The 23,669-nt window shown below is 53.7% G+C and carries 22 protein-coding genes and 2 pseudogenes; 17 read left to right on the top strand and 7 right to left on the bottom strand.

Annotated features, from left to right (window positions below):
- Positions 1-71: 71 nt before the first annotated feature.
- Positions 72-1,406, bottom strand: coding sequence for an MFS transporter (locus K5E40_RS23825; protein WP_221732900.1), 1,335 nt, complete (start codon positions 1,404-1,406; stop codon positions 72-74).
- Between the two features lie 291 nt (positions 1,407-1,697).
- Here K5E40_RS23825 and K5E40_RS23820 point away from each other — a divergent pair, with 291 nt between their 5' ends.
- The gene (locus K5E40_RS23820) at positions 1,698-2,903 is read left to right on the top strand and encodes an ISL3 family transposase (RefSeq protein ID WP_221732899.1); all 1,206 of its coding nucleotides are present in this window, start codon (positions 1,698-1,700) and stop codon (positions 2,901-2,903) included.
- A gap of 9 nt (positions 2,904-2,912) precedes the next feature.
- Here K5E40_RS23820 and K5E40_RS23815 read toward each other — a convergent pair.
- From K5E40_RS23815 to K5E40_RS23790, 6 genes and pseudogenes are all read right to left on the bottom strand, one after another.
- Positions 2,913-4,103: pseudogene (locus K5E40_RS23815) on the bottom strand (beta-ketoacyl synthase N-terminal-like domain-containing protein); the annotation flags it as partial.
- Positions 4,104-4,966: 863 nt separating this feature from the next.
- Positions 4,967-5,599 carry a hypothetical protein gene (locus K5E40_RS23810; RefSeq protein ID WP_221732898.1) on the bottom strand — a complete coding sequence of 211 codons (633 nt, stop codon included), beginning with the start codon at positions 5,597-5,599 and terminating at the stop codon, positions 4,967-4,969.
- 129 nt (positions 5,600-5,728) lie between these two features.
- Positions 5,729-6,526: an amino acid ABC transporter ATP-binding protein gene (locus tag K5E40_RS23805; protein ID WP_034128263.1), complete on the bottom strand. Its 798-nt coding sequence runs from the start codon at positions 6,524-6,526 to the stop codon at positions 5,729-5,731.
- An 8-nt stretch (positions 6,527-6,534) separates the two neighbouring features.
- A complete protein-coding gene (locus K5E40_RS23800) occupies positions 6,535-7,200 on the bottom strand; it encodes an amino acid ABC transporter permease (RefSeq protein WP_311775977.1) in 666 nt (221 codons plus the stop codon).
- A gap of 3 nt (positions 7,201-7,203) precedes the next feature.
- Positions 7,204-7,854 carry an amino acid ABC transporter permease gene (locus K5E40_RS23795; RefSeq protein ID WP_169836215.1) on the bottom strand — a complete coding sequence of 217 codons (651 nt, stop codon included), beginning with the start codon at positions 7,852-7,854 and terminating at the stop codon, positions 7,204-7,206.
- Between the two features lie 30 nt (positions 7,855-7,884).
- Positions 7,885-8,736: a transporter substrate-binding domain-containing protein gene (locus K5E40_RS23790; RefSeq protein ID WP_221732896.1), complete on the bottom strand. Its 852-nt coding sequence runs from the start codon at positions 8,734-8,736 to the stop codon at positions 7,885-7,887.
- A 178-nt stretch (positions 8,737-8,914) separates the two neighbouring features.
- On the opposite strand from K5E40_RS23790, the gene K5E40_RS23785 reads away from it, so the two are divergent.
- The 16 genes and pseudogenes from K5E40_RS23785 (at position 8,915) to radC (ending at position 23,647) form a co-directional block, all read left to right on the top strand.
- Positions 8,915-9,841 carry a LysR substrate-binding domain-containing protein gene (locus tag K5E40_RS23785; protein ID WP_221732895.1) on the top strand — a complete coding sequence of 309 codons (927 nt, stop codon included), beginning with the start codon at positions 8,915-8,917 and terminating at the stop codon, positions 9,839-9,841.
- A gap of 114 nt (positions 9,842-9,955) precedes the next feature.
- Entirely contained in the window at positions 9,956-11,170 is a 1,215-nt protein-coding gene (locus tag K5E40_RS23780; protein ID WP_221732894.1) for an aminopeptidase P family protein, read from the top strand.
- Between the two features lie 320 nt (positions 11,171-11,490).
- On the top strand, positions 11,491-12,240 hold the full coding sequence (locus tag K5E40_RS23775) for a hypothetical protein (RefSeq protein ID WP_042558378.1): 750 nt from the start codon (positions 11,491-11,493) through the stop codon (positions 12,238-12,240).
- A gap of 115 nt (positions 12,241-12,355) precedes the next feature.
- Positions 12,356-12,580: an AlpA family transcriptional regulator gene (locus tag K5E40_RS23770; protein ID WP_042558377.1), complete on the top strand. Its 225-nt coding sequence runs from the start codon at positions 12,356-12,358 to the stop codon at positions 12,578-12,580.
- A gap of 5 nt (positions 12,581-12,585) precedes the next feature.
- Positions 12,586-13,431: a ParA family protein gene (locus K5E40_RS23765; protein ID WP_169864291.1), complete on the top strand. Its 846-nt coding sequence runs from the start codon at positions 12,586-12,588 to the stop codon at positions 13,429-13,431.
- Positions 13,432-13,516: 85 nt separating this feature from the next.
- Positions 13,517-13,725 (top strand): annotated as a pseudogene (locus tag K5E40_RS35440) (hypothetical protein).
- A gap of 14 nt (positions 13,726-13,739) precedes the next feature.
- A complete protein-coding gene (locus K5E40_RS23760) occupies positions 13,740-15,329 on the top strand; it encodes a ParB family protein (RefSeq protein WP_042558374.1) in 1,590 nt (529 codons plus the stop codon).
- The gene (locus tag K5E40_RS23755) at positions 15,326-15,874 is read left to right on the top strand and encodes a DUF2857 domain-containing protein (protein ID WP_010565142.1); all 549 of its coding nucleotides are present in this window, start codon (positions 15,326-15,328) and stop codon (positions 15,872-15,874) included. Before K5E40_RS23760 ends, K5E40_RS23755 begins: the two co-directional genes overlap by 4 nt.
- Positions 15,871-17,061 (top strand): STY4528 family pathogenicity island replication protein, encoded by a 1,191-nt coding sequence (locus tag K5E40_RS23750; RefSeq protein WP_131672194.1) that lies wholly within the window; start codon positions 15,871-15,873, stop codon positions 17,059-17,061. Before K5E40_RS23755 ends, K5E40_RS23750 begins: the two co-directional genes overlap by 4 nt.
- 264 nt (positions 17,062-17,325) lie before the next feature.
- Positions 17,326-18,081: a PFL_4669 family integrating conjugative element protein gene (locus tag K5E40_RS23745; protein ID WP_221732893.1), complete on the top strand. Its 756-nt coding sequence runs from the start codon at positions 17,326-17,328 to the stop codon at positions 18,079-18,081.
- On the top strand, positions 18,078-18,596 hold the full coding sequence (locus K5E40_RS23740; RefSeq protein WP_042558372.1) for a DUF3158 family protein: 519 nt from the start codon (positions 18,078-18,080) through the stop codon (positions 18,594-18,596). The genes K5E40_RS23745 and K5E40_RS23740 overlap by 4 nt, the downstream gene beginning before the upstream one ends.
- Entirely contained in the window at positions 18,593-19,048 is a 456-nt protein-coding gene (locus K5E40_RS23735; RefSeq protein WP_042558371.1) for a single-stranded DNA-binding protein, read from the top strand. The genes K5E40_RS23740 and K5E40_RS23735 overlap by 4 nt, the downstream gene beginning before the upstream one ends.
- Positions 19,049-19,276: 228 nt before the next feature.
- Positions 19,277-21,244, top strand: coding sequence for a DNA topoisomerase III (locus K5E40_RS23730; protein ID WP_221732892.1), 1,968 nt, complete (start codon positions 19,277-19,279; stop codon positions 21,242-21,244).
- Positions 21,245-22,141: 897 nt separating this feature from the next.
- Complete coding sequence (locus K5E40_RS23725) at positions 22,142-22,723, top strand: STY4534 family ICE replication protein (RefSeq protein ID WP_042558369.1); 582 nt, start codon at positions 22,142-22,144, stop codon at positions 22,721-22,723.
- 71 nt (positions 22,724-22,794) lie between these two features.
- Positions 22,795-23,052: a hypothetical protein gene (locus K5E40_RS23720; protein WP_221732891.1), complete on the top strand. Its 258-nt coding sequence runs from the start codon at positions 22,795-22,797 to the stop codon at positions 23,050-23,052.
- 100 nt (positions 23,053-23,152) lie between these two features.
- Positions 23,153-23,647, top strand: a complete 495-nt coding sequence (radC, locus tag K5E40_RS23715) for a RadC family protein (protein WP_221732890.1) — start codon at positions 23,153-23,155, stop codon at positions 23,645-23,647.
- Positions 23,648-23,669: the final 22 nt, after the last annotated feature.

Genomic DNA, 23,669 nt, shown 5'->3' with positions numbered 1-23,669 from the left:
CAGGAACATTATGGTATGGCACGCATCGACGTGGTGTTGGTTCTATCTGGGAAGCCTCAATGATCGAACGATCAGACTAAGGGCTTAAACCTGGGCTGTTGCGTAGCCACGTCTCTATCTAGTGAACGTCCGCAGGTCTCCGGCAGAGACAAACCACCGGCCAGAGCAAAGAGTGCAATGCCGGCGAGGTAGAACGCAGGGGCCATGGAACTTCCGGTCTGCTCGATCAACCAGGTCGCCATGAACGGCGCGGTGCCGCCAAAGATCGTGTAAGCCATGTTGTAAGTAATGGCCGAAGCGGTGTACCGCGTATGCGTCGGAAAAACTTCGGATAAAAGCACAGCCGTAACGACCCCGCAGAGCACTGCGCCGACGGCTAGTAGGCATGCGCCGATCAGACTCGCTACGAAAGTGCCTGAACTGGCCAGCAGAAAAGCCGGATAAATCGTCACTAGCAGCCATAAAGCGGCGGTCAGTATGGTGCGCCGCCGGCCAATGTAGTCAGAGTAAGCGCCGGCCAGCGGGCATAGCCCGGCGGCGAATACCAGCGTGAGTACGGAAATCAACAGTGCAGTAGGTCGAGGCAAGCCACCCTGAAGCTGCAGATAGGTTACAAAATAGGTGGTGCAGATATAGAAGGACAATGCTGTCAATGAGATGAATGCACCTAGGCAGCACATCGCGCCAGCCTGCTCACGCAACGTTTCTCTGAGCGGCGCATGCACACCGCGTTCGGTTGCTGCGATGGCCTTAAATGCCGGGGTTTCGTCCAGCTGCCAGCGCAGATACAAACCTACCAAGCCTAGGGGGGCAGCAATCAGAAACGGTAGACGCCAACCATAGCTGAGCATCTCCTCGGTGCTTAGGAAAGTATTGAGCAGATAAGTGACCACGGCCGCGGCGGCGAACGAGGCAAACGTTGAAACCAGAGCAGCACTGCCGTAGCGAGCACGTTTGTGGGACGGGGCGTGCTCGATCAAATAGATACAGGCGCCAGCGTACTCACCTCCGGCGGAAAAGCCTTGTACGCAGCGAATAAGCGTCAGCAGCACCGGAGCCATCAAGCCAATGCTCGCATAGGTAGGTAAAAAGCCGATCAGAGTCGTTGCGCCGGCCATTAACAGGATAGTCAGCGAGAGTACACGGCGTCGCCCCAGCCGATCCCCCAACATGCCAAAGACGAGGCCGCCCAGCGGGCGGAAGGCGAAGGCAACGGCAAATACTGCGAACGTCTTGAGCAGTGCGGTCGTCGTGTCGCCGCTGGGGAAGAATATCTGCGCAATCGTAGTCGCAAGAAAGCCGTAAATCGCGAAATCAAACCATTCGACAAAGTTGCCGATGGAAGCCGCCCAGACTACTTTTTTCAACTCCACTGGTTGCTGGGGCGTGTGCGTATTAGTTGTCATATCCACCTCACTGTCAGTTGTCCGAACAAGCGATGGGCAGTAGCTAACTAAATAAAAAAGGCAGAGGCGCTGTTAGTCTCTGGCGGACCTTGGTTGCCGCTCGCAATGACCCGACTATTACCGGCCAAGTCGCAGCGATTTCACTCCAGTCGATTTCCCCGGATCACGCGTCGAATGCGCGTTTGCTAAAAATAAGGTTCTTCACGGAATCCCGGGAAACACAGAAACAAGAACGCCGATTTGATTGATGATGTTCGTGCGAGCAAACACATCTAACAAACCGGCGTTCTTATGCGCGATATTAATACTTTCCTTCCTTTTTGGGAGGGCTTTTCTGTCGTCACAATCAAGCCTGATGGTGACGCCCTCCAGATCGATCTGACACCCCACGCCACCCGATTCCCTTCCTGTGGCGGGTGCCAAAAACCCTGTTCAACCACGCATGAGTATTGCGAGCGAGTCATTCGTGATTTGCCCATTCTCGGTCGTGCGGTGCGCCTGAACGTTTTGCTCCGGCGCGTTGGTTGCCGCGACTGTGGTAAACGCATGGAGGCCGTCAGTTGGCTGGATCGCTATGCCCGCATGACGCGGCGTCTGGCAGAGGCGGTCATTCAAGCCTGTGAACGTCTTCCCACGCTGCACGTGGCGCAGATGTTTGGGCTGCATTGGGAGACCGTTAGGTTGCTGGAGCGTCGAGCCTTGCAAGCAGCATTGAGCGTTTTGCCAAAGGCGCAACCGCGACGTTTGGTGATGGACGAGTTCGCACTGTTCAAAGGTCATCGTTATGCCAGCGTTGTCCTGGATGCGGATACGCGACGGGTGCTGTGGATCGGCGAAGGCCGCAGCCGGGCGGCGGTCAGGCCATTTTTCGAAGAGCTGGGGCCAGAGGGTTGCGCCCGAATCGAAGCGGTGGCAATGGACATGAATACCGCTTTTGACCTGGAGGTTCGTCAGCACTGCCCAAAAGCGCGAGTGGTCTACGACCTTTTCCATGTGGTGGCCAAATATGGTCGAGAGGTAATTGACCGGGTTCGCGTCGACGAAGCCAATCGACTGCGTCATGACAAGCCGGCCCGAAAGGTCATCAAGCAGGCGCGTTGGCTGCTCCTGCGCAACCCGCAGAACCTGAAAACACCGGAGCAACAGGTCCGCTTGGAGGATCTGCTGGCGGCCAACCAAGCGTTGATGAAGGTCTATTTGATGAAGGCTGAACTCAAAACGCTTTGGACGCCGAGTACCGCCTGGGGCTGGAGATCGACGTGGAAGCAATGGCTGCGCCATGCTCATGAAAGTGAGATACCGGCTCTGATCCAGTTCGCCAAACGGCTAAAGGCTTACTGGCGGGGCATCGTCAGTCGGGTTCGCTGGCCGATGCACACGGGTCAGTTGGAAGGAATAAATAATCGAATAAAGGTCATCAAACGGATGGCGTACGGTTACCGGGATAGCGAATTCTTTTTCATGAAGATCAAGAGCGTCTTTCCCGGTAATCCGTGAAGAACCAAAAATAAGGCTGGCGTTTGCCCCCCCGAAACCGAAACTGTTACTCATGACGCAATTTACGAGCTGGTTAAGGCGCGTAGTGCGGATGATTGGCAACGTTTCAACTTCCGGGTCCAACTGCTCGATGTTGTGGGATGCCGCGAGAAATCCGTGCTGCATCATCAACAGCGAAAAGATAGCTTCATGAACACCCGCAGCGCCCAGTGCATGACCTGTCAATGATTTGGTTGAACTGAACGGCGGCAAGTTGCCATCGAACGCCAGTGAGGCAGCCCGCAACTCAACCAGATCTCCCGCCTGAGTGCTGGTGCCGTGGGTATTGAGGTAATCCACAGTTTCATCGCAATGAATCAATGCGGCCTGCATGGCACGAAGTGCGCCGTCGCCGCTGGGCGATACCATGTCCTGGCCATCGGAAGCGGTGCCGTAACCAATCACCTCTGCATAGATTTTTGCACCGCGTTCAAGTGCATGACCCAGTTCATCTAGAACCAGCACCCCACCGCCACCGCTTATCACGAAACCATCGCGTGCAACATCGTATGGCCGGCTTGCCCGGGTCGGGGCATCATTGTAGCCCGTCGAAAAAGCCCCCATGGCGTCGAACATACAGCTTTGGCTGACATGTTCGGCCTCGGCTCCCCCGGCGAATACAACATCCTGTTTGCCGAACTGGATCTGCTCGTACGCATGACCGATGCAGTGAGCACTGGTCGCGCAAGCCGAAGCGATGGAGTAGTTGAGTCCTTTGATGCCAAAAAAACTGGCCATACAGGCCGACACCGTACTGGTCATGGTCCGCGGCACTCGATAAGGACCGACCTTGCGAATGCCCTGTTCGAGCAACTGGTTAGCCTGGACGATATCTTCGCTGGAGCCGCCGCCCGACCCCATCACGCAGCCCGTTCGGGGATTAGACACCTGCTCTGGCTTAAGCTCGGCGTCAGCTATTGCATCGCGCATCGCAAGATAGGCATAGGCAGCGGCATCGCCCATTAAGCGGCGCTGGCGGCGGTCAATTTGTTGCAGATCCACGGTCAGCACACCGCTGACGTGGCTACGCAGTCCTGCTTTGGCGTAGGTAGGGTTAAAGACAATTCCCGAGCGCCCTTCACGCAATGCCTGCACAACCTCCGCCTGGCTATTGCCCAGGCTGGATACCAAGCCCATCCCGGTCACTACTACGCGCCGCAGGCCTGTGGTGTACTTGGATGACTCGTGTGTTTGCACAAAGTAACTCCTTTCTCTTTTCGCAACGTGAAAAATGCGGCGATGAGGTCGAGTCTAGTGGGGATTTATCATTCTGATAATTCGTATTAGGACACCGTTTATTACCTAAAAACGCATTAATAGAGGTGAGACATGGACAATCTCGACCGTCGATACCGAGCCATAAACGCAGCTTAGATGCTGGCGATAGGTGACCAGCGCAACGAAGCGAGCGAGTTCGAGTGCATGGGTCTTCTCTGGGTGAGGCGAGCGGTCATGGGGGAAGGAGAAGCAACATTTACTGACACAAACGGTTCAACCGGAGAATAACTCCATGCGCGCCGAGCTGCGCTGCATCAGGACTCTGCTTTGTGGAGCGACATCAGACTACAGATTATTACGTAGTCGCCTGGGGCGGACAGGATCAAACATGAGCAGGCCGCCTAACCGCTAGCCTGTAGGGGTCTGCCAAGTGCAGCGTATTTGCGCTGTTATCGGTGATCAGAGCGAAAAAACGCTTGAGTTCCGAGTAGCCCAACACATCTCAGATGTGCAGACCGGCTTCCAGAATGGGCGAGGGATGCAATTCATCAGCGGATATCATGATATAGACGATAACATCCTTGCCGAGGCAGATCTTCATTCTAGCCCGATCAATCTCGGGACAAGGGTATGGCCACGATGCTAGAGAGATTACCGAAACAAGCTTGGCGATGGATAATTTCGGTCGAGAAGTAAATAACATTGATATGCGAACGGTTGAGCACTTTCGAATCGGCCACACAAAAAACCCAGGGCTCTGTCTCTTAATTTACATCGATAAGCCAGTTCACAACGATTATCTGGAATTAAGTTCGGACCTGAGGGATCGTACCACTTGCGCCTGATTTAACTGCCAGATTCTTTTCAATTTCTAACATAATATATCCCCCATACTCTTGTGCTAGAAATTCGCACATGAGCCCTTGAACAGCTTGGCGGCCAATACATGTCAGGCGTCCACGGTCGACACAGAATGGCGCGGTAACAAATTTGATGTCTTTGTAAATACCGAGGTGCTGGGAATACCCTATTTCAGGTAGGCTGCAACGAAAACCATTTAGCGCGCCACTCATTGCCAACAACCAGCCCGCACCACCGAAGGCCCCCAGATTAACAGGCTCGGTGGTCCAATGGTCGAGCCGCTGCATGATAGCATCGTAATCCGCATCGGAATGTATATTCTCCGCGGTACACAGGATCAACACATTAAATAACTGCGCATGGTCCAGCCGAGTAGTCTCGGTAGCTATGCCGCTGCTTGCGTTAAGCGTGCCCCCTTCTAAACTGAGAATTTGCCATTCACAAAGCTGAAAGCCTGCTACATGATTAGCGGATCGTAATGGCTGTATAGCATTCGCTAATGAATATAGGTCAAACCCCTCAGAGAGCAAGAACCCAACTTTCACAATATGCAAGTCACCGCCAGGGAATTTAGACACTTTTCTGCATCCTCAGTACCATGCTCAAACGCGACACCGCACAAGATAATATTTAGCACCTAATGTTTCTGAAAAGAGATCAAATGATAGCTTGATCACAAAGTAAGACCATATTGATGTAAATGCAATTCAATTTACACTGCCACCATTCTGCCGCTCATTCCATGACGTAAGGAACTGAAGTAAGCGAGGGCTGGTGGGAGCCCCAAATATTTGGCTAGGAGGTCCCTGTTCCTCTACGCGACCATCAGCGAGAAAGACGACTTTATCCGATACCTTTGCCGCAAATCCCATCTCATGCGTCACGATAACTAATGTCATACCTTCACTCGCAACGTCCTTAATGACATTGAGCACCTCTCCTACTAATTCGGGGTCTAAAGCTGAGGTAGGCTCGTCAAACAGCATAATGCTGGGTTCCATCGCCAACGCTCTGGCTATTGCCACCCGTTGCTGTTGACCTCCGGAGAGTTGACTCGGGTAGCTGGAAGCCTTATGAGCGAGACCGACCTTTTCAAGCTGGGCCTCCGCCATTGCATATGCCGCAAGTTTCGGCATTTTTTTTACAAGCCTCAGGGGGGTGGCAACATTATCAAGAACACGCATATGCGGCCATAAATTGAACTGTTGAAAAACCATGCACACCTTGCGAAGCGAACTCTGGATTGTGTTTTCGGGCAATTGGTACAAACCTCCAGTAACAGAGCTTCCGTAACCAATAAGGCGGTTATTTACCAATACCTCACCACCGTCATATTCCTCAAGAAAATTTATACATCTCAGCAACGTTGATTTACCAGATCCAGAACCTCCGATGATGCTAACAACCTCGCCTTTTGCGACGGTGAGTGAAATGCCTTTGAGCACTTCATGCTGGCCATAGCTTTTTTGCAAATCACGAATTTCTATAGCGTATGAATTGGACATGCATAACCTCAGCGCTGCAGATAATTTTTAAAATGACGCTCAGCTCTGGAGCCAATGCCAGCTAGTACAATGGCAATAGCCCAATACGTCAACGCCAATATCGTATATGGTTCCAGCATCGAGTAGCTCTGAACAGCAATTGTCATCGCCACATTAGTTAACTCAGCGACTGTTATAATCGACAAAACAGACGACTCTTTTAGTAGAATTATCGTCTGCCCGACAACTGCTGGTACGCACCGAGCCATCATCTGCGGCCACAGCACAACTCGAAATGCCTGGGTACCTGTCAGTCCCAGATCTCTTGCAGCTTCGAGTTGACCTTGTGGAATTGACTCACGTCCAGCACGAAATATCTCTGCAAAATAGGCTGCACCATACAACCCTAGACCTATCAATCCTACGGTTTCTGCAGTCCAGTCAATACCTATGTATGGTCCCCCATAGAAAACCAAGAATAATTGTAGAAGAAGCGGCGTACCCCGAAAAACATTTAAATACAGCTGATATAAAAAGGCAGCTGGCTTGTTATTAGGCTTGTAAAAACTCTGTAACGCCAGGCCTAAAACCATCCCCAGCGCAATTCCCCCAATACTCATTTTCAGCGTAACGCAAATCCCGGCTAGGATTGAGCCACCGTACTCGTCAAACAGACCAATGCTGATCAAAGGCACCTCCTACGCAATTTTTAGCCTAGCTTCCAGCCAGTTACCCACCCGTCCAGTCGCCATTGTTAGGGCCAAGTAAAGCAGTCCAGTCACGATAAAGAATTCGATGGGGCGGTAGGTAGTTGAGGCAAGGGTTTGAGCTGTCCTCATAAGCTCATGTACAGCGACAGCAGAAATCAATGAGGAATTTTTAATGATATCGATAGTTTCGTTTACAAGAGCAGGCAACATGGCCTTCAACACTTGGGGTGTTTTAATATAAATCAATGCTTGCCAGCGCGACAGACCAAGATCTCTGGCCGCCTCAGTTTGACCGTATGGCAGAAGCTGGAAACCGGAGCGCAATATTTCACCCTGGAAGGCTCCACTATTCAAAGTTAACGCGACAATCGCGGCGGCCAGTGGAGGTAAACTTATTCCGATAGAAGGCAGTGCATAAAATACTAGAACAAGCTGTACCAACAAAGGCGTGCCTCGAAAGAAGCTTACATAAGCAGCGCAGAACATCCGGAGCCACCTATGCTCACCCATCAGACCAAGGCAAACAGCCCAGCCCATCACCAGCCCTAACGCAATAGCGGTCAAAGATACCCATAGTGTGGTAAACAGGCCTGCCAAAAGCTGTGGCAAATAGTGGGCTGTAGCTGTTAAATCAAACATACCTAATTTTCCCGACTAGCATTACTGCATTCAGTTTATCGGTGCTGGAACAGCATCAGTAGGTAGAGGCATTTCGAAGCCGAACCATTTGCGCTGGAGCTTGGCTAACTCACCACTTGCGTTCAGCTTTGCAATACCGTCACTAAAGAATTTAACAAGAGAGGCGCTGTCAGCATCTTTACGACCGGCCCACGCATAGTATGTCGGCGGTCCGAAGGGAGGCTGTACAATTTCAAATACATCTCCACGTTCCTTGATTAAAGGCGCGAGATTGGGTAGGGATTGAACGACTGCATCGACGCGACGGGAGGCCAAAGCCGCATAAGCCTCATTATAGTCCATAAATGCCTTGATTTCTTTCACGCCCGAGTTCTTCGTAGGCTGCAGTACAGTCCGCTCATACTCCTTGAGCACGTCGATTTGTGGGGCTCCAGCTTGACTTCCTACTACCATGCCAATCAAATCTTCGGCACTATTGATCCGGGAGTCTCCTTTACGCTTCAATACTGCCACACTAGCAGTGGAAAAAGGCAAGGTAAAAGCAAAACTTTCTGCTCGCGCCTTAGTTATAGTAAGTGACGTGGCAACGAAGTCGAATCTTTTGCTGGATAATCCAGGAAGTATACCCTGAAATGGCACATCTAATTGTTTAAGTTTGACCCCGGGCAAATCAAGCATAATCGCGTCGAGCAAGTCTTTCCCGTACCCGACAATTTTACCGTCCTCGATCATCTCAAAAGGCGCATAACGTGCTTCGGTTGCGACGACAATCTCGCCACGCCCCTTGATGTCAGAAAGTAAATCAGCCTTAGCCTCAACAGCTGCAAAGGACGCTAAAGTGCCAACTAACAATGGAGTCAGCAGCGAGTACAGTGGTCTCATGACGCGATCCTTTCGATGAGTTACGAGTAGAAGTGGGCGAATCGGTTGGCGCTCACACAGCATGTCCACAACCGAAATCATGAACAAACGGCTATTTTTAACGTCGACTCATTAGGTTTACTAATGTCGGCATGACTCATGCTTGTACTGGTAAAATCCCAACTGCTGGAGCCTCGTCATGTCTCGTGCCCTACCTTCTCTTGAGGGATTGCGCTACTTCGATGCTGCTGCACGGCACTTGAGCTTCACTCGCGCATCAAAAGACCTGTTCCTTACACAAAGCGCTGTAAGCCAGAAGATTCAAGCGCTTGAGCAGGAACTGGGCTATGAGCTTTTTTATCGCCTGCCTAGGGGCTTGAGGCTTACGCACCGCGGTGAACGCTTGCACGTCGGAGTCGACCAAGCGTTGAGGCTTTTAGGAACGACTTTGCACCAAATTGGAGATGAAGAGCTAAGTGGCACGCTAAAAGTGCGCGTGATGCCCTCCTTCGCTAGCAAGTGGTTGCTGCCGCGGATGCCATCCTTCAATCAAGCCTACCCTGGCATACAGTTGGAGGTAGAAGCGGATCTGAGTACCCCTAATTTCAATAGCGACGGCGTCGACTTGGCAATCAGCTGCGCTTGGACTGACAATGCCAAGCTCTCTCAGCTACACCTATTCGATGACATCGTTTATCCAGTAGCCAGCGCGGATTTGTTGGCACGATTAGAAATCAAAGATTATGGTGATTTGTGTCAGACGATCTTGTTACATGACTCTATGCCTCACGCTGCCTACAGCACCAACTGGGACGCTTTTTTCTCCCGGCACAGCCGCTACGATATCAATACCCGTGGAGGCTGCTCATTTTCACGGGCAGACCTTGTGTTGCAGGCGGCTTGTGATGGTCAGGGGGTCGCGTTAATGCGGCATTCGCTGTGTGCAAAAGAGATAGCAAACGGTACTTTGGTCAGGCCGTTCCCTGAGGTAATGCAAGATGGCCAAGTATGGCTAGTGCACCCTAGCATCCATGAAGACCGCCCTAGGGTTCAGGCGCTGAAGAAGTGGATTAAGAGCGAGGTGGAGCAGCACCTGTCACAGCGGCGCTTGAACCTAGGCAGCTAGATATCTGTCTGAGCCATAAGCTCTGCTAATAGTACGGAATTAAAAATCGTCATTTGTTCCTATTGGGCGTGAAGGAGATGCTACGCGCTGCCTTCACTAGACAGGAACCTCGGCATGAGCATGCCTAATTACATTACACTTCAAAATGGACCTAAAACACGGTCTACTTTCAGTGTGAAGGAAATGTCCCGACGCCTTCAACTGTTACGTCAGCATATGACCAGCACCAGTTTGGACGCCATTGTATTGAGCTCAATACACAACATAAACTATTTTGGCGACTTCCTCTTCTGCGAGTTTGGGCGTAGCTACGCATTAGTAGTAACGCACGATAGCTCCATTCTTATAACGACCAATATTGATGGAGGCCAAGGTTATCGCCGCAGCTGGGGAGATAATCTTGTCTATACAGACTGGAAGCGTGATAACTATTTTGTTGCTCTACGTAAAGCAATCCCATTAAAATCTCGCCGTATAGGCGTAGAGTTCGATCATCTATCCCTCGATAAATTTCGCAAGATAGAAGCCGCTCTTGACAATGCGGAACTAGCTGACATCGCGCCTGGCACCAACCGTATTCGCATGTTCAAGTCAACCGAAGAAATCCAGCTGATTCGTATTGGTGCAGCGGTAGCGGACGTAGGAGGTGCGGCTTGTTTAGACGCGATATCTGAAGGTGTGCCTGAATACGAGGTAGCACTTGCGGGGACGTCTGCAATGACCAGGGAAATTGCTAAGCGCATGCCTTACTGTGAGCTTCGTGACACGTGGACGTGGTTTCAATCCGGCCTGAACACTGATGGCGCCCATAATCCCGTTACCAGTCGTCGAGTTAAATCCGGCGATATACTTTCAGTTAACTGTTTTCCGATGATCGCAGGCTATTTTTCTTCATTAGAACGAACGGCTTTTTTGGGTGAGCCAAATGCCCAGCAGCGTCGCATATGGGAAATCAACTGCAAAGTACACCAACGCGGGCAGGAGATAATTAGACCAGGGGTTCGTTGCTGCGATATTGCGGCAGAGCTAAATGAAATCTATCTACAAGCGGATCTGCTCAATTATCGCACTTTCGGTTACGGTCACTCAAATGGAGTCCTTTGCCACTATTACGGACGGGAGGCTGGGCTCGAATTACGCGAAGATATCGAGACGGTGCTAGAACCGGGCATGGTGGTATCGATGACACCAATGGTAATGCTACCGGAAGGTACGCAAGGTGCTGGCGGATATCGAGAGGGCAGCGTGCTCATTGTAAATGACAGGGGTGCGGAAAATATTACGAAATTAGGCTCTGGGCCTGAGCACAATATAATCAATCTTCCCTAGCAATTAACGTCCAGAGCGGTTCAATTGATCAAGAAGTTCCAAACATCAAGAATCTGCATCATTGATTAATGATATCTGCACCTCTGGGTCATGTGGAGGATACCTAATCAGAACCCGAATTTTTGGTTAAGAGACCGAGATTGTGGCTCTGGATTGCGTAAAAACATCGATTGCTACTCGGGTATTGCTTTCTGGTAGCACTCGAAATTAAATGACCTCACCGATTTGGTCGATGGAGGAAACAGCTAGCATGAATCGCTAGTTTGAATATTGATAGTCGGTGAGAGGCCTATCCATTAGGAATGGAGGTCCGTCACGCTATGGCTATTAATGTTTTTAATTCGCATAGCAAAAGCTTCTATCGCCCTATAGATGCAGCATTGCGCTGGTGCAATCTCACTCGCTACGAAGCCCAAATTATGCAGGCGGATTGGTCTCGTCCTGAGAACCTTGCAACCCTCTTTCCCCAATGGCCCAATCTTCACATCGCTGTCGAAAGGATTTTAGACGCCATACGCAATGGAGAACTGCCGTACGGCTGCCTCGGCGTTTCTGTTCCTTTGGGAAGCTACGTAGAGCCCTATCAGCTGACCATACGCCATTCAGACTTACGCCGCTGGATGGAAATTCATTATCCCGACCATAAGCCCAGCTTTTTATTCGAGTCCGGTGAGGATACATCTGCAAAGGTCAGTCTCGGAACGTTTCTTTCAGTGAAAGCAGATCGAGACGAGTTATCGAGAGCGTTGAAAGCGCAACAGCAACACATTCAAGAAATCTTGGGAGAACTCCAGTCGATTGGACTTGAAAGAGATGATCTCAAAGCCTTGGCCAAAACGAATGGTCAACTCAGCGAGCGTAGTGAACTGACCTATCACAATATGATCGGGGCATTGGTCAGCCTTCTTTTGGACCATTCGCCCGCCGGAAAACCTCTTTCGGTATTCACGAATCAAGCAGCCATCGTCGACGCCATTGTCGCCCGTCACAAAGATGTGCCCGGCCTCAGCAAGCGGACGCTGGATGAAAAGTTTGCCGTGGCCAATCGTAGCCTCAAGAAAAACAACTGATCCAGTCAATTGCGTTGCAATGGGCTTGATTGCAGTGCAATGACTCAGCCGCGCTAGTGCGATTCAATCCAAGTCACTTCCCACCACACGCCAACAGGCGCCAGGAGTGACTAGCATGTCCAACCCATCGGTACCCGCACTCGAAGCACCTCAACCCCAACGCCACATCATGCGACGTGACGAGGTTGAACTAAAAACCGGCTTCAAACGTGCGCATATTTACAACCTGATGAAGGAAGGCAAGTTCCCGCGGGCGAAGCGTATCGGGCTGCGCGCAGTCGGCTGGGACTCTCTGGAAATCGAACACTGGATTGCAGAACGCCTTTCACAACAGGAGTGAGGGTGATGCACGTGGTCTCGGTGGTTTCCACCAAGGGTGGTGTAGGCAAAACTACAGTAGCGGCGAACCTCGGCGGCCTGTTGGCCGATGCTGGTCTCCGTGTTCTGCTCTTGGATCTGGATAGCCAACCCACCCTCTCCAGTTATTATTCATTGAGCCAGAAAGCGCAGGCAGGTGCGTACGAGCTCATTGCACTCAATCTAACAATACCTGAACGAATAATTTCTAGGACTGCAGTCGTCGGTCTCGACCTGATTTTCTCTAATGACGATCAAGGTCGACTGAGCACTTTGTTGCTACATGCCCCTGACGGACGACTACGCCTACACAATTTGCTCAACGATTTGCATCTCAATTATGACCTGCTTTTGATTGATACTCAGGGAGCCCGCGGTGTGCTGTTGGAAATGGCCATCTTGGCCTCCGATCTCGCCCTCTCTCCCATCACGCCGGAAATGCTCGCTGCCCGCGAAATGCGTCGGGGCACCTTAAAACTACTGAGTGAGCTCGAACCGTTTCGTCATCTAGGCATCGACCCGCCGCCGTTGCGGCTCTTACTGAACCAAGTGAACGTCAATCGAGTGGACACCCGGATGATCATCCGAAGCCTGCGCGAGAATTTCGCAGAGGCTACCAATATCTCGGTTCTAGACACCGTAATCCCGGACCGGGTGGCGTACCTCAATGCCGCCTCCCTCGGCTTACCGGCCCACCGAATAGATGCTCGCCCGTCGAGTAAACGCCGACGCTCGCAGTCTGCGCTAGAAGTAATGCAAGCGCTGGCAATCGAATTATTCCCGGAATGGCGCGAAGCGATCTCATCGGTAATGAGGTGTGCGGAGTCTCGATAAACCAAATCGCCCAATTAGCTTTTTCACCGAATTATTTTTGTTTGATCGACCTTGAAGCCATCAGGGCTTGGTAAGGAGTTTTCTAATGTTGGATCAGTTTCCTATCGTTGTTCAGCCTTCCATTCGACCACACGACGCGGCTTGCGGGGAGTGCTGCACTTTAGTTTTTCGTTTGCAAGGGGGCGCTCGGCCATGTTGTGGTTCCTCGCAGAACTCTCCCAACATTTCGAAGGTTCAGGGACTGCCGAAATCGTGAAATTCGAGGTCGGTGACCATTTGCGTAGCCGGCGTTAACCGAGGCGGTTCAGATGAAGAAGCTCAGTCAGGAGGAAATTACCGACAAGCTGCACCAGGACCACTTCACTCAAGGTCCTGGACTGGAGCGACTGTCCGATCCCGTCATCGACACTCCCATGCTGGTCACTCTGGAACAGTTACGTCCCTACGAACACAACCCACGCTTCATTCGTAACCCGCTTTATGACGATATCAAGGCGTCGATCCGTGAACGCGGGCTGGATCAACCGCCACCGATAACCCGCCGCCCGGGTGAAACCTCTTTCATCATCCGCAACGGCGGTAATACGCGCTTAGCCATTCTCGGCGAACTGTGGCAGGAAACTCGCGACGAGCGTTTCTTTCGGATCCACTGCCTGTTCCGACCTTGGGGCAATGAAATCACCGCCCTACTCGGCCATTTGGCGGAAAGCGACCTGCACGGTCAACTCACGTTCATCGAACGGGCGCTGGCAGTAGCCAAACTCAAAACCATGCTTGAGTCCGATGGCGCAGATCTATCACAACGGGAGCTGGCTCGACGTCTTGCCGCTGGAGGCTATCCGATTTCGCAGTCGCATATCAGCCGTATGCTGGACACCCTCGAACACTTATTGCCCGCCATTCCACAAACTCTGTATGCCGGATTGGGTAAGCCTCAGATAGAGCGCCTGATCGGTCTACGTAGTCAGGCTGAGCGAACCTGGAATCGTTATCCAACCGCTGCCGTTTCATTTGCAGAGTTCTGGCTAGAAACCATGGGCTACTTCGATGGCGATCCTGAATCTTTTGATCTTGAGCAGATCCAGGACGAATTGCTCGAACGCATGAGCCACCTGCTTGGACAGTCCTACCGTATGCTGGCCCTGGAGCTGAGCGATACCCAACGGGTCGTCGCCACGCCTGGGGCTGTCACCACCACGCCTCCAGAAAACAGCCATCGGCCAAGCGTGCATGAAACTGCGGCAGAGTCGCCCTCCTCCGACGCTAATCCCGAATCAACTGATGCCCAGAGCAAGATAGAACCAATTTCAGAAGAACGGCTCACAGCCCCCGAAAAAAATACTTCACCTGCGGTCAGTCATCTATCACGCGTTCAACAGATTCGTGAGCAAATCGATCGCGAGATCTCCACCGAGCCGACGTCTCCAGTCGAAACCTGCCCAATCGACGACCTTTGGATCATCACACCACAGCTGGATACACCTGAACAACTGCGTTTAGCCATTGCTGGACTAGCTCGAGAAATGGCGGCCTATGCCGGAGATGCCGAGAGCATCATTGATCAAAAGCGTGGCTTGGGCTTCGCCCTGAACATTGAGCGACTCGATCTTTCAGCGCCTCGCTCGACGGGCGTTCACCTAATGCTCCTGGCCCTGTTACGGGCTCAAGACGAGGTGAACTGGGAGGATCGCAAGCAAATCCCCTCCGCACTGTTCGGGCAGTTGTTGCTGGGGGTCTATCAACTCCCTCTACCAGATAGACCAGTCACGGACGTGGGCCTGGAGCGACTGCCTGACAGTATGCTAATCAAACTGTTTCGCCTGATCCGCTTGGCCCGGCGCCTAATCGACTTAACACTCATCTTTGAAGACAAAAACTCACCGGAGGAGCTGAGATGAATTTGTCCTTCAATATGCTCAATCAAGCCATGCTAACCCAGGTACTGCACGAACTACGCCTGGGCAACCTGCAACGCTGCAAGGCACTTGGACTGAGTGAGGATGACATCTTCATGCTGCAATCCTTACCACCGACCACGTTATCGCGCCTGGCCCATGCCACTGTCCCTTGGCTTGAGGTCAAGATTGACTCGCCGGTGCTGCATCGTTTGATCGAACAAGCTGAACGTGATGAACAGAACGAACGGTTGATCAACCGAGCGCTCAAACTCGGCGCCAGCAGCACCATTATGTACCAGTGTTTTGGCTTGGCGCATTCGGAAACAGCCATGCGTCGGCGTCTACTCAAGATAGAAACTCGTAAAGGCCGCCCCCAACATTTAAGCGAAGCGCAGGAGCATGCGTTGTGGCAACGTTGGTGCCAAATACGAACAGAGGACGGCACCGAGGATAAACTCGACGCTATGATGATGCTTGCCGAAGAACAGCAGATCAGCTTGACCATCGTTTGGCAGCAAATCGACCAGTACAGCAACAAAACATGAATGCTGTTCCTGCCAGTCGCTGGCAACGTGTCCTGCAGCAATGCACACAGCAGCTGCATGAGCGCTGGCCAGCCCGCCCTGCCACTGAACAGCCCTCCAATCAGGCTCTACAGGCTGGCTTTCTGTTCAGTGGCCAATCACACGAAGTCGTGCCGCGTCGCCTGCTGTTGGATAGTCGGCTGACGCCACTGGAACGTAATGCCTGGCAAGTGTTTCGACTCATGCTGCAAGGCCAGGGCGTGGTCACGCCGCGCTATGAGGATCTGCAGCCTTACTTATCGAGTGTGCCCTACGGCGCCTTAGCCTCCCGTGAAACCATTGCTCGGGTGTTGACGATGCTCAGGTTGACGCGCTGGCTCAGTTTGGTGAGTCGCGGACGCGATCAGCTCAGCGGACGTCTCCAAGGTTCTCTGTATGTCCTGCACGATGAGCCGTTAACCCCCGCCGAAGCCTTGGAACTGGATCAGGATTACCTGGCGCTGGTCGGACATGCCCTCGGTCATGCCACCAAGGCGGTGCGTATTGTCGCCCAGCACGTTGTGGAGGAAGTCCGCCAAGACACGAATATCGATCAGGATCGGTTACCGACGCGGCTCGACAGTTGGGGCGAACTTTGGGCGCAGCAAGGATTGGATCCGGCAACCGATGCCACTCTGCACGATTCCGAACGGAGGGAAGATGCCCTCGTTCGGAATCGTGCAGGCCCTCGTTCGGATTCCGAACCGAGTCTGAACGCCAGTGTTTCCCGCACCGTTCGGAATCCGAACGCCGCCTGTACTGTATTAAAAGAAAGTATTTGTACAGTACCGCGCGCGACCCCAGCGGTGGTTAACCTGCACTGGCCTGCTGCGCTGCACCTGAGCCCAAACGAGCGTCAGGCCATCGCCGTGGCGCTGAACAAGCTCAAGCCCGCGGATCGGCAGGCGGTGCTCAACGAAGCGGGAGCACGCTGTACGGCCGGCGGTATCCGCAAGCCAGCGGCGTATCTGATGGGTCTGATCCAGCGTGCGCTGAAAGGTGACTTTCGTCCTTGGGCAGGTCAGGCCGAACCGTCACCCATTGCAGAACCGCCCCCACCCGCCCCCTCGCGGCCATCTCGACAACAGGGCGAACCCGCGTCTGCCCTTGCCCAAGCGTGCCTGAATGAGCTGCGCCAACTGCGTGGCAAACGCGGTGGACGTCAGTAGATTTGATGCCAGTGGCATCAAATCCAGGGAGTTCCACTCTACGAACACATCGGACCATACCATGAAATTTTTAGGAAAAAGCCGGGGCATCTCCTCCCATGAACGTAGACGTCAATGGATTTGATGCCACTGGCATCAAATCCACTGACGTCTCCATAGTTAACCCTCTTAAACCAAACCGAACAGACCGCATTCAGCTTTTTGGCTGTCCTTCACCTTCATCTGTCGCAACGTTCCTGTCCAAGCGAATGCGAGGACACCACCGTGGCCGATCACTATCAACTCAATCTGGGTTCATTGCGCAGCAGCATCACCCTGACCCTGCACACCCACCATGCCGCCCGTATCTGGCAAGGTCGAGCCGCACGCGAAGGCGTCCACTCGATCATGGGTATGGCCGGCTACATCAGTGTCACCAACCTGATCAAACAAACCGCGGCCCAGGACGATCCCTATGCCGATTGGGCCATCGTGCAACTCGAAGAAAAACTGATGCAGGCCAAGGCTGGGATGCGGGAACTGACCCAACAGCTGGATCGGATCAGACAGGACCTGCCGACACAGATCGACATGGGGGACAACCTCAACATCCACCCCGTCACCTTGCCGTTGTACATCGGCAGCCAGCTGGGTTTTCTCGCGGTCTACCTGCTGACCGACTACGACACCCTGGTGCGTCGTACCCTGTTGGCTCATCACACCGCCCTGATCGGCCGTATCGACATGGAAGCCTGGATCGACGACGGCGCCCATCTGCTGCGTAGCCTGTTCGGTCAGGCACAGCGCTATCGGCATGCCGGCGTCACGCGTGATGACATGGCGGCGAACAACGCCCGGGCCATTGCGGCCATTGAGAAACTGGGTTTGCCCCCGATGGACATTCTTGAGGGTCATCGCCGCTCCCAGTTTGCACCGCCAATCACTCGCCGTGGTGCGGTGGCAGTGGATGATGCCGACGCGTTGGCAGAGGACGCGGGAGAGCCCTCTGCGACAGTGGATGAGCCGGAGGACGAAGCATGAATCCGATGATCCCGGCTCAACCAATGCCCTTCGAAGCGTTAACACCGGATGCCTATCGACAGCTCGAACACGCAGCCTCCCTAAAAGGCCTTTTAAAACCTTTTAAGGGTAAGGGGGAGTTGGAGCACCTGGCGCAGGTGGCGAGGGAAATCGAGGCGCAGTTATGTCACCTGATGGAGGCTGTGGTGCAGCAAGCCGGACAGCCCCCTTACTCGCTGCTGGACATTCGTTTAGTGCTGCAGAACACCAGCGCAGGCAGCACCTTTTTGCGTTGGCGCACCCGTGACTTCGCCCGTATGGGGGTTGCGGTCTGGGAACGCCAGATCTGCAACAACGCCCTGCCGCAGGCCGTACGCGAGAGATTGCACCGCTTCGAATGCGATCGCATTGCACTGAACCTGCAGATGAGCGTGGTGCATTCGCTCTACCGCCAGGCCACGACCTGCGCGATCAACATGGCCAGTGCCGAACGGCTGCTGCGCCAGTTCACACCCGCAGTGGAGGTATCACGATGAGTACTTTTTTCGTTGGCGAAGGCAATATCGGCAGTGCGCCAGAATTCCAGGAGTTCGCCTCTGGCAATGACGAGCCGCGGCGTTTGCTACGGCTGAATGTGTACTTTGACAACCCCATCCCACGCGAGGGCAGCTATGAAGATCGGGGCGGCTATTGGGCGCCGGTTGAGCTCTGGCACCGTGAGGCTGAACACTGGAGCACCCTGTACCAGAAAGGCATGCGCGTACTGGTCGAAGGTCGTACGGTGCGCGATGAGTGGGAGGACAGCGAAGACAATGCGCGGGTGACCTTCAAGATCGAGGCCCGTCGAGTCGGCATCCTGCCTCACCGGGTGCACAGCGTGGTCATGCGGGAACGCTCCAGTGAACCGACGACCGCTCAAAATACTGAGCAGGCCAGCTCGCCGACCTCGAAACCCAGGAAACACAGAGGGCAATCACCTAAGGCCTGAACGACTTCAGGCATAAAAATTGCGCCTTTGCGCGAAGTTCCTGGCCTGTCATTGCTCGCGGCTCATGAAGCCCCCCACCCAGTTACAAACGCTCCAATAAGGTAGCAGCTTCAGCCCATTCAAAGCCGCCCTCACCGACTAATATGAGGAACCTGCCATTCGGGTTTCTCATATCTCGCACCTGCTACTTCGAACAACGCTGCTCCGAACTCAATCCGGAGTAGTTATATGCGCCTCTTCCTCTGCGAAAAACCTTCCCAGGGTCGTGACATCGCCAAGGTTCTCGGAGCCACTCGGCGTGGTGATGGTTGCCTAATCGGCCCCGAGACAACTGTCACCTGGTGTATCGGCCACCTACTGGAGACGGCCCCGCCTGAAACCTACGGCATTCAGTACAAAAACTGGTCGTTGGATCATCTACCTATCATTCCCGTGCAGTGGCAGGTCGAGGTCAAACCCAAGACTGCCGCGCAGTTCAAAATCATCAAACGCCTGCTCAGCGAAGCCACCACCGTTGTCATCGCAACCGACGCCGACCGAGAAGGTGAGATGATTGCCCGCGAGTTGCTGGAGCTCTGCAAGTATCCAGGCTCCGTTCAGCGCCTCTGGTTGTCCGCCCTCAACGAGGCGTCGATTCGCAAAGCCCTCTCCTCGCTGAAGTCTGGTCAGGAGACCTTCCCGCTCTATCACTCGGCCCTCGCCCGCAGCCGTGCCGACTGGCTGATCGGCATGAACCTCAGTCGTTTGTTTACCCTTCTTGGTCGGCGGGCAGGCTACGACGGCGTTTTGTCAGTGGGGCGCGTCCAGACACCCACCTTACGTCTGGTGGTCGATCGGGATCGTGCGATTGCCGGCTTCGTCCCGGTACCTTACTGGAACATTGAGGTACACCTATCGTCGATGGGCCAGCGATTCATCGCGGCGTGGTTACCGCCATGCTCAGGACGGGACGAGTCGGGGCGTTGCCTACAACAAGTGCTTGCCCATCACGCGGTCCAAACAATCACCGACGAGAAGTCCGCCACGGTAATCTCGTTACATACTGAGCACTTCCGAGAACCGCCGCCCCTGCCCTTCGACCTAAGCACGTTGCAGGAAGTCTGCTCGCGTAAGCTGGGGCTCGGCGTCCAGGAAACCCTGAACATCGCCCAAGCCCTGTATGAAACCCACAAAGCCACCACCTACCCGCGCAGCGATTGCCGCTATTTGCCAGAGAATATGTTCAACGAGGCTCCCGCGGTACTAGACGCCCTGCTCAAAACGGATCCTGCACTCAGACCTGCATTCGAGGACCTCGATCAATCATTGCGCTCCCGCGCATGGAACAATGCCAAGGTCACTGCGCACCACGGCATCATCCCCACCATCGAACCGGCAAACCTGGTGCGGATGTCCGAACAAGAACGCCATGTCTACGAACTGATCCGTAGCCACTACCTAGTGCAGTTTCTTCCGCATCATGAGTTTGATCGGACCCAGGTCGAACTGGCGTGTGGCGAAGAACGATTGACCGCTGTGGGCAAACTGATCTTGGTCCAGGGCTGGAAAAGCTTACTCTCCGAAAACACCGAGGAGGATGAGCCCAGTCACAAATCCCAAGTCTTACCCATCTTGCAAAAGGGAGCGCAGTGCGCAGTGGACAATGCCGAACTCAAATCCATGCAAACGGCCGCTCCTAAACCTCTCACCGAGGGTGATCTGATCAAGGCGATGAAAAACGTCGCCAAGCTTGTCAACGACCCACGCCTGAAACAGAAACTTCGGGACACCACCGGTATCGGAACCGAAGCCACACGAGCCGGCATTATCAAAGGGTTAATTGATCGCGGTTATTTGCTGAAGAAAAAACGCGCCTTGATGGCCACCGCCGCGGCCCATACCCTGATCGAGGCGGTACCAGCAGCAGTCGCAGATCCGGGTATGACCGCAATCTGGGAACAGGCGTTGGACGAAATCGAAGCGGGACGCCTGACCCTAGATGCGTTCGTTGCCAAGCAGGCGAACTGGATTGCGCAGTTGATCGCACACTGCCGCTCGCTCACGTTGGCAATAGCGCTCGAAACGAACCCAGGCTGTCCCATGTGCAACGCCTCAATGCTCAAACGAAAGGGCAAATCAGGACCGTTCTGGTCATGCTCCCGATATCCGGATTGCAAAGGCACTGTGTCAATCAGTAAAGATACGCGTCGCTCATAATGTTCCATGGGGCGATAACCATGAAAATGGTGCGTTCTCCGCCTTGACCTAGTCCCATCCTCTCTGCTGTAGTGGCTCAGGGTAATCGCCAACGGCAACCCAAGGCCGATTAGCTCCGGGCAGTTCGGTCAAACTCTTCGAGTTCGGAGTCTCCTCTTCTGCGGGATCTCGTTCCCGTTTTGTGCTCGACCTGATTGTGGTGGCGGATGACCACTGTTGCCTCTACCCGGCAATAGCGGTCATCCGCTTCGGCGATCGTATTCAGTCCCGGAGCCCACCGGGGAAACAAGGGGCACCCTTTGTGCGCGGATGCGTGCCAGCATGTTCCGACCCAGGCCACGACAAGGGTCGGTTGACGAATCATTGCGCAGTTCAACCAAGTTTTGCGAGGAGCTTGTCGACTGCGTAAGACCGTCAAAGGTGGCTTTTCTGTTCCTTGCCTGACACTCCGTCAGGCCCACTCTTCATTTTGTTCATGCCAGTGAATACCACTCTAATCCAGGCGTAAAAAATCGGGTTGCAGCGTCTTGACGCTCCCCTTTGACAGGCTTATACAAAGGGCGTGGTTCGCTGTCGTTGACAGCCCAGCCCAGGTGGCCAGAACCTTCAAGGCTACGCCACGTTCGTGGTGGTTTACCCAAGTGCGATTAGCGTTCGGAAGCTCGCGCGGTTGCCGCTTCAGCGGTGATGAATGCCGACTACTCCATGCCTGTGGATTACCACCGCAAACGCTCCTCTACTGCACAGCTATTCCTTCAGAAGCATCATTCTGATGGTCATCGGTTTGCCGGTGACGAGTCGTTCATCGCTCGACTTCATCTTACCCACCCTGACGGGGGCTCACTTTCCCGTCAGGGGCTGTGCGTCGCCGTTTTCCCTTGAAACAGGAGAACCACCATGGCCTACGCCAACCAATCCCAAGAAGCGACCTCTTACTTCAACCTGCACACCGTCGGTATCGGCTACCTCAACCGTGTTCGTGAAGTACAGGTCCGCCGCGGTCAGCCATTCATGGCCTGCGATATCGCAGCCTTGCATGGTGCCACTGATGCAGTGGAGTACACCCGCTTTGATTGCAAAGTCGCTGGTGGCGAAGCTGACCGTTTGATTCGTCTCTATATGGACGCCGTCAAGGCCGAGAAAAAGGTCTTGCTGTCGTTCCGTATTGGTGACCTGTGGATCGACCCATTTCTCTATGAGAAAGGCGATAAACAAGGCCAACCTGGCGCCAGCCTGAAAGGTCGTTTGCTGTTCATCGACTGGATCAAGGTCAATGGCAAGTTCGAATACAAAGCGCCCGCCAGGCAGGAAGCAACAGCACCTGCTGAGCAAGCGCCAAACCGTGAGCCGTCCCCAACTTCGGCTGATGCCGAAGTTGAGGATACCGACAACCCTACAGACTCCAGGATTGAACCGGAATCTCCAACCACTCCCCGCACGGCCCGCCGTGTCGCCACACGTGCTGTTCAGTCCGTCTGAACAATCCATGATGTTTTACATCAAGGCGCTCAATCGAGCGCCTTTTCTTCAACCAGCACAGGAGAACCAATATGGAATCCTTCTGGCTTTGCGACGACTGCCTGTTCGCTGCGGCTTACGAGGACTACAGCACGTTATCGCTGTATCACTCGCAGGATGAGGTCGAACAACGCATCGCCGCGATACATCGTGGGCTGGTTCGGTTGATGCCCATCAGTGCCGACTTCGATCCCGAAGCCGGATGGGGAATAAGAGCCTTTTCTCCATTGCCATGCGATGGTTGTGGTTCACATCTACACGGTCAACGCCATCGATTCACTCGGCTGTAAACAGCGCGTCACCTGCTAATGCCCACGACTCCACACCCACCTTGGGGATACCACTCCCCTCGGGCGTGTACCCCTGATTGTTCCCTTCGGAGGTACCGCCATGAGCATCCAACTCACACTGATTGAGCCCTCGGATTTCGAGGCTGATCGCATTGTCCAAGAAAACCAACTGATCGACGAAGCGCTGCATATTCTGGATCGTCGGCTGTTCGCCCGAGGCCCTATCCTGACGTCGCCTGACGCCGTGGCCTCATACCTAAAACTGCACCTTGTGCGACAAGAGCATGAAGTCTTCGGCGTGATTTTTCTCGATGCCAAGCACCGGGTGCTGGCGTTCGAAGTCCTCTTTCACGGCAGCATTGATGGCGCCAGCGTTTACCCCCGCCAAGTCGTTAAGCGGTCCCTCGCGCATAACGCTGCGGCCGCCATTTTTGTTCACAACCACCCCTCAGGGTGTACGGAGCCCAGCCAGGCGGATCTCATCTTGACCGCACGGTTGAAAGAGGCCTTGGCCTTCATCGACGTGTGCGTACTGGATCACTTCATCGTGGGCGAAGGTCGTCCTCTCTCCCTTGCCGAATACGGCTGGCTTTAACCCTCACAGGCGCCTACGGGCG

The sequence above is a fragment of the Pseudomonas baetica genome (genome assembly GCF_019733355.1).
GTDB lineage: Bacteria > Pseudomonadota > Gammaproteobacteria > Pseudomonadales > Pseudomonadaceae > Aquipseudomonas > Aquipseudomonas baetica_A.
The sequence above is the reverse complement of the archived record's forward strand: the minus strand, read 5'-3'. Positions and strand labels throughout refer to the sequence as shown.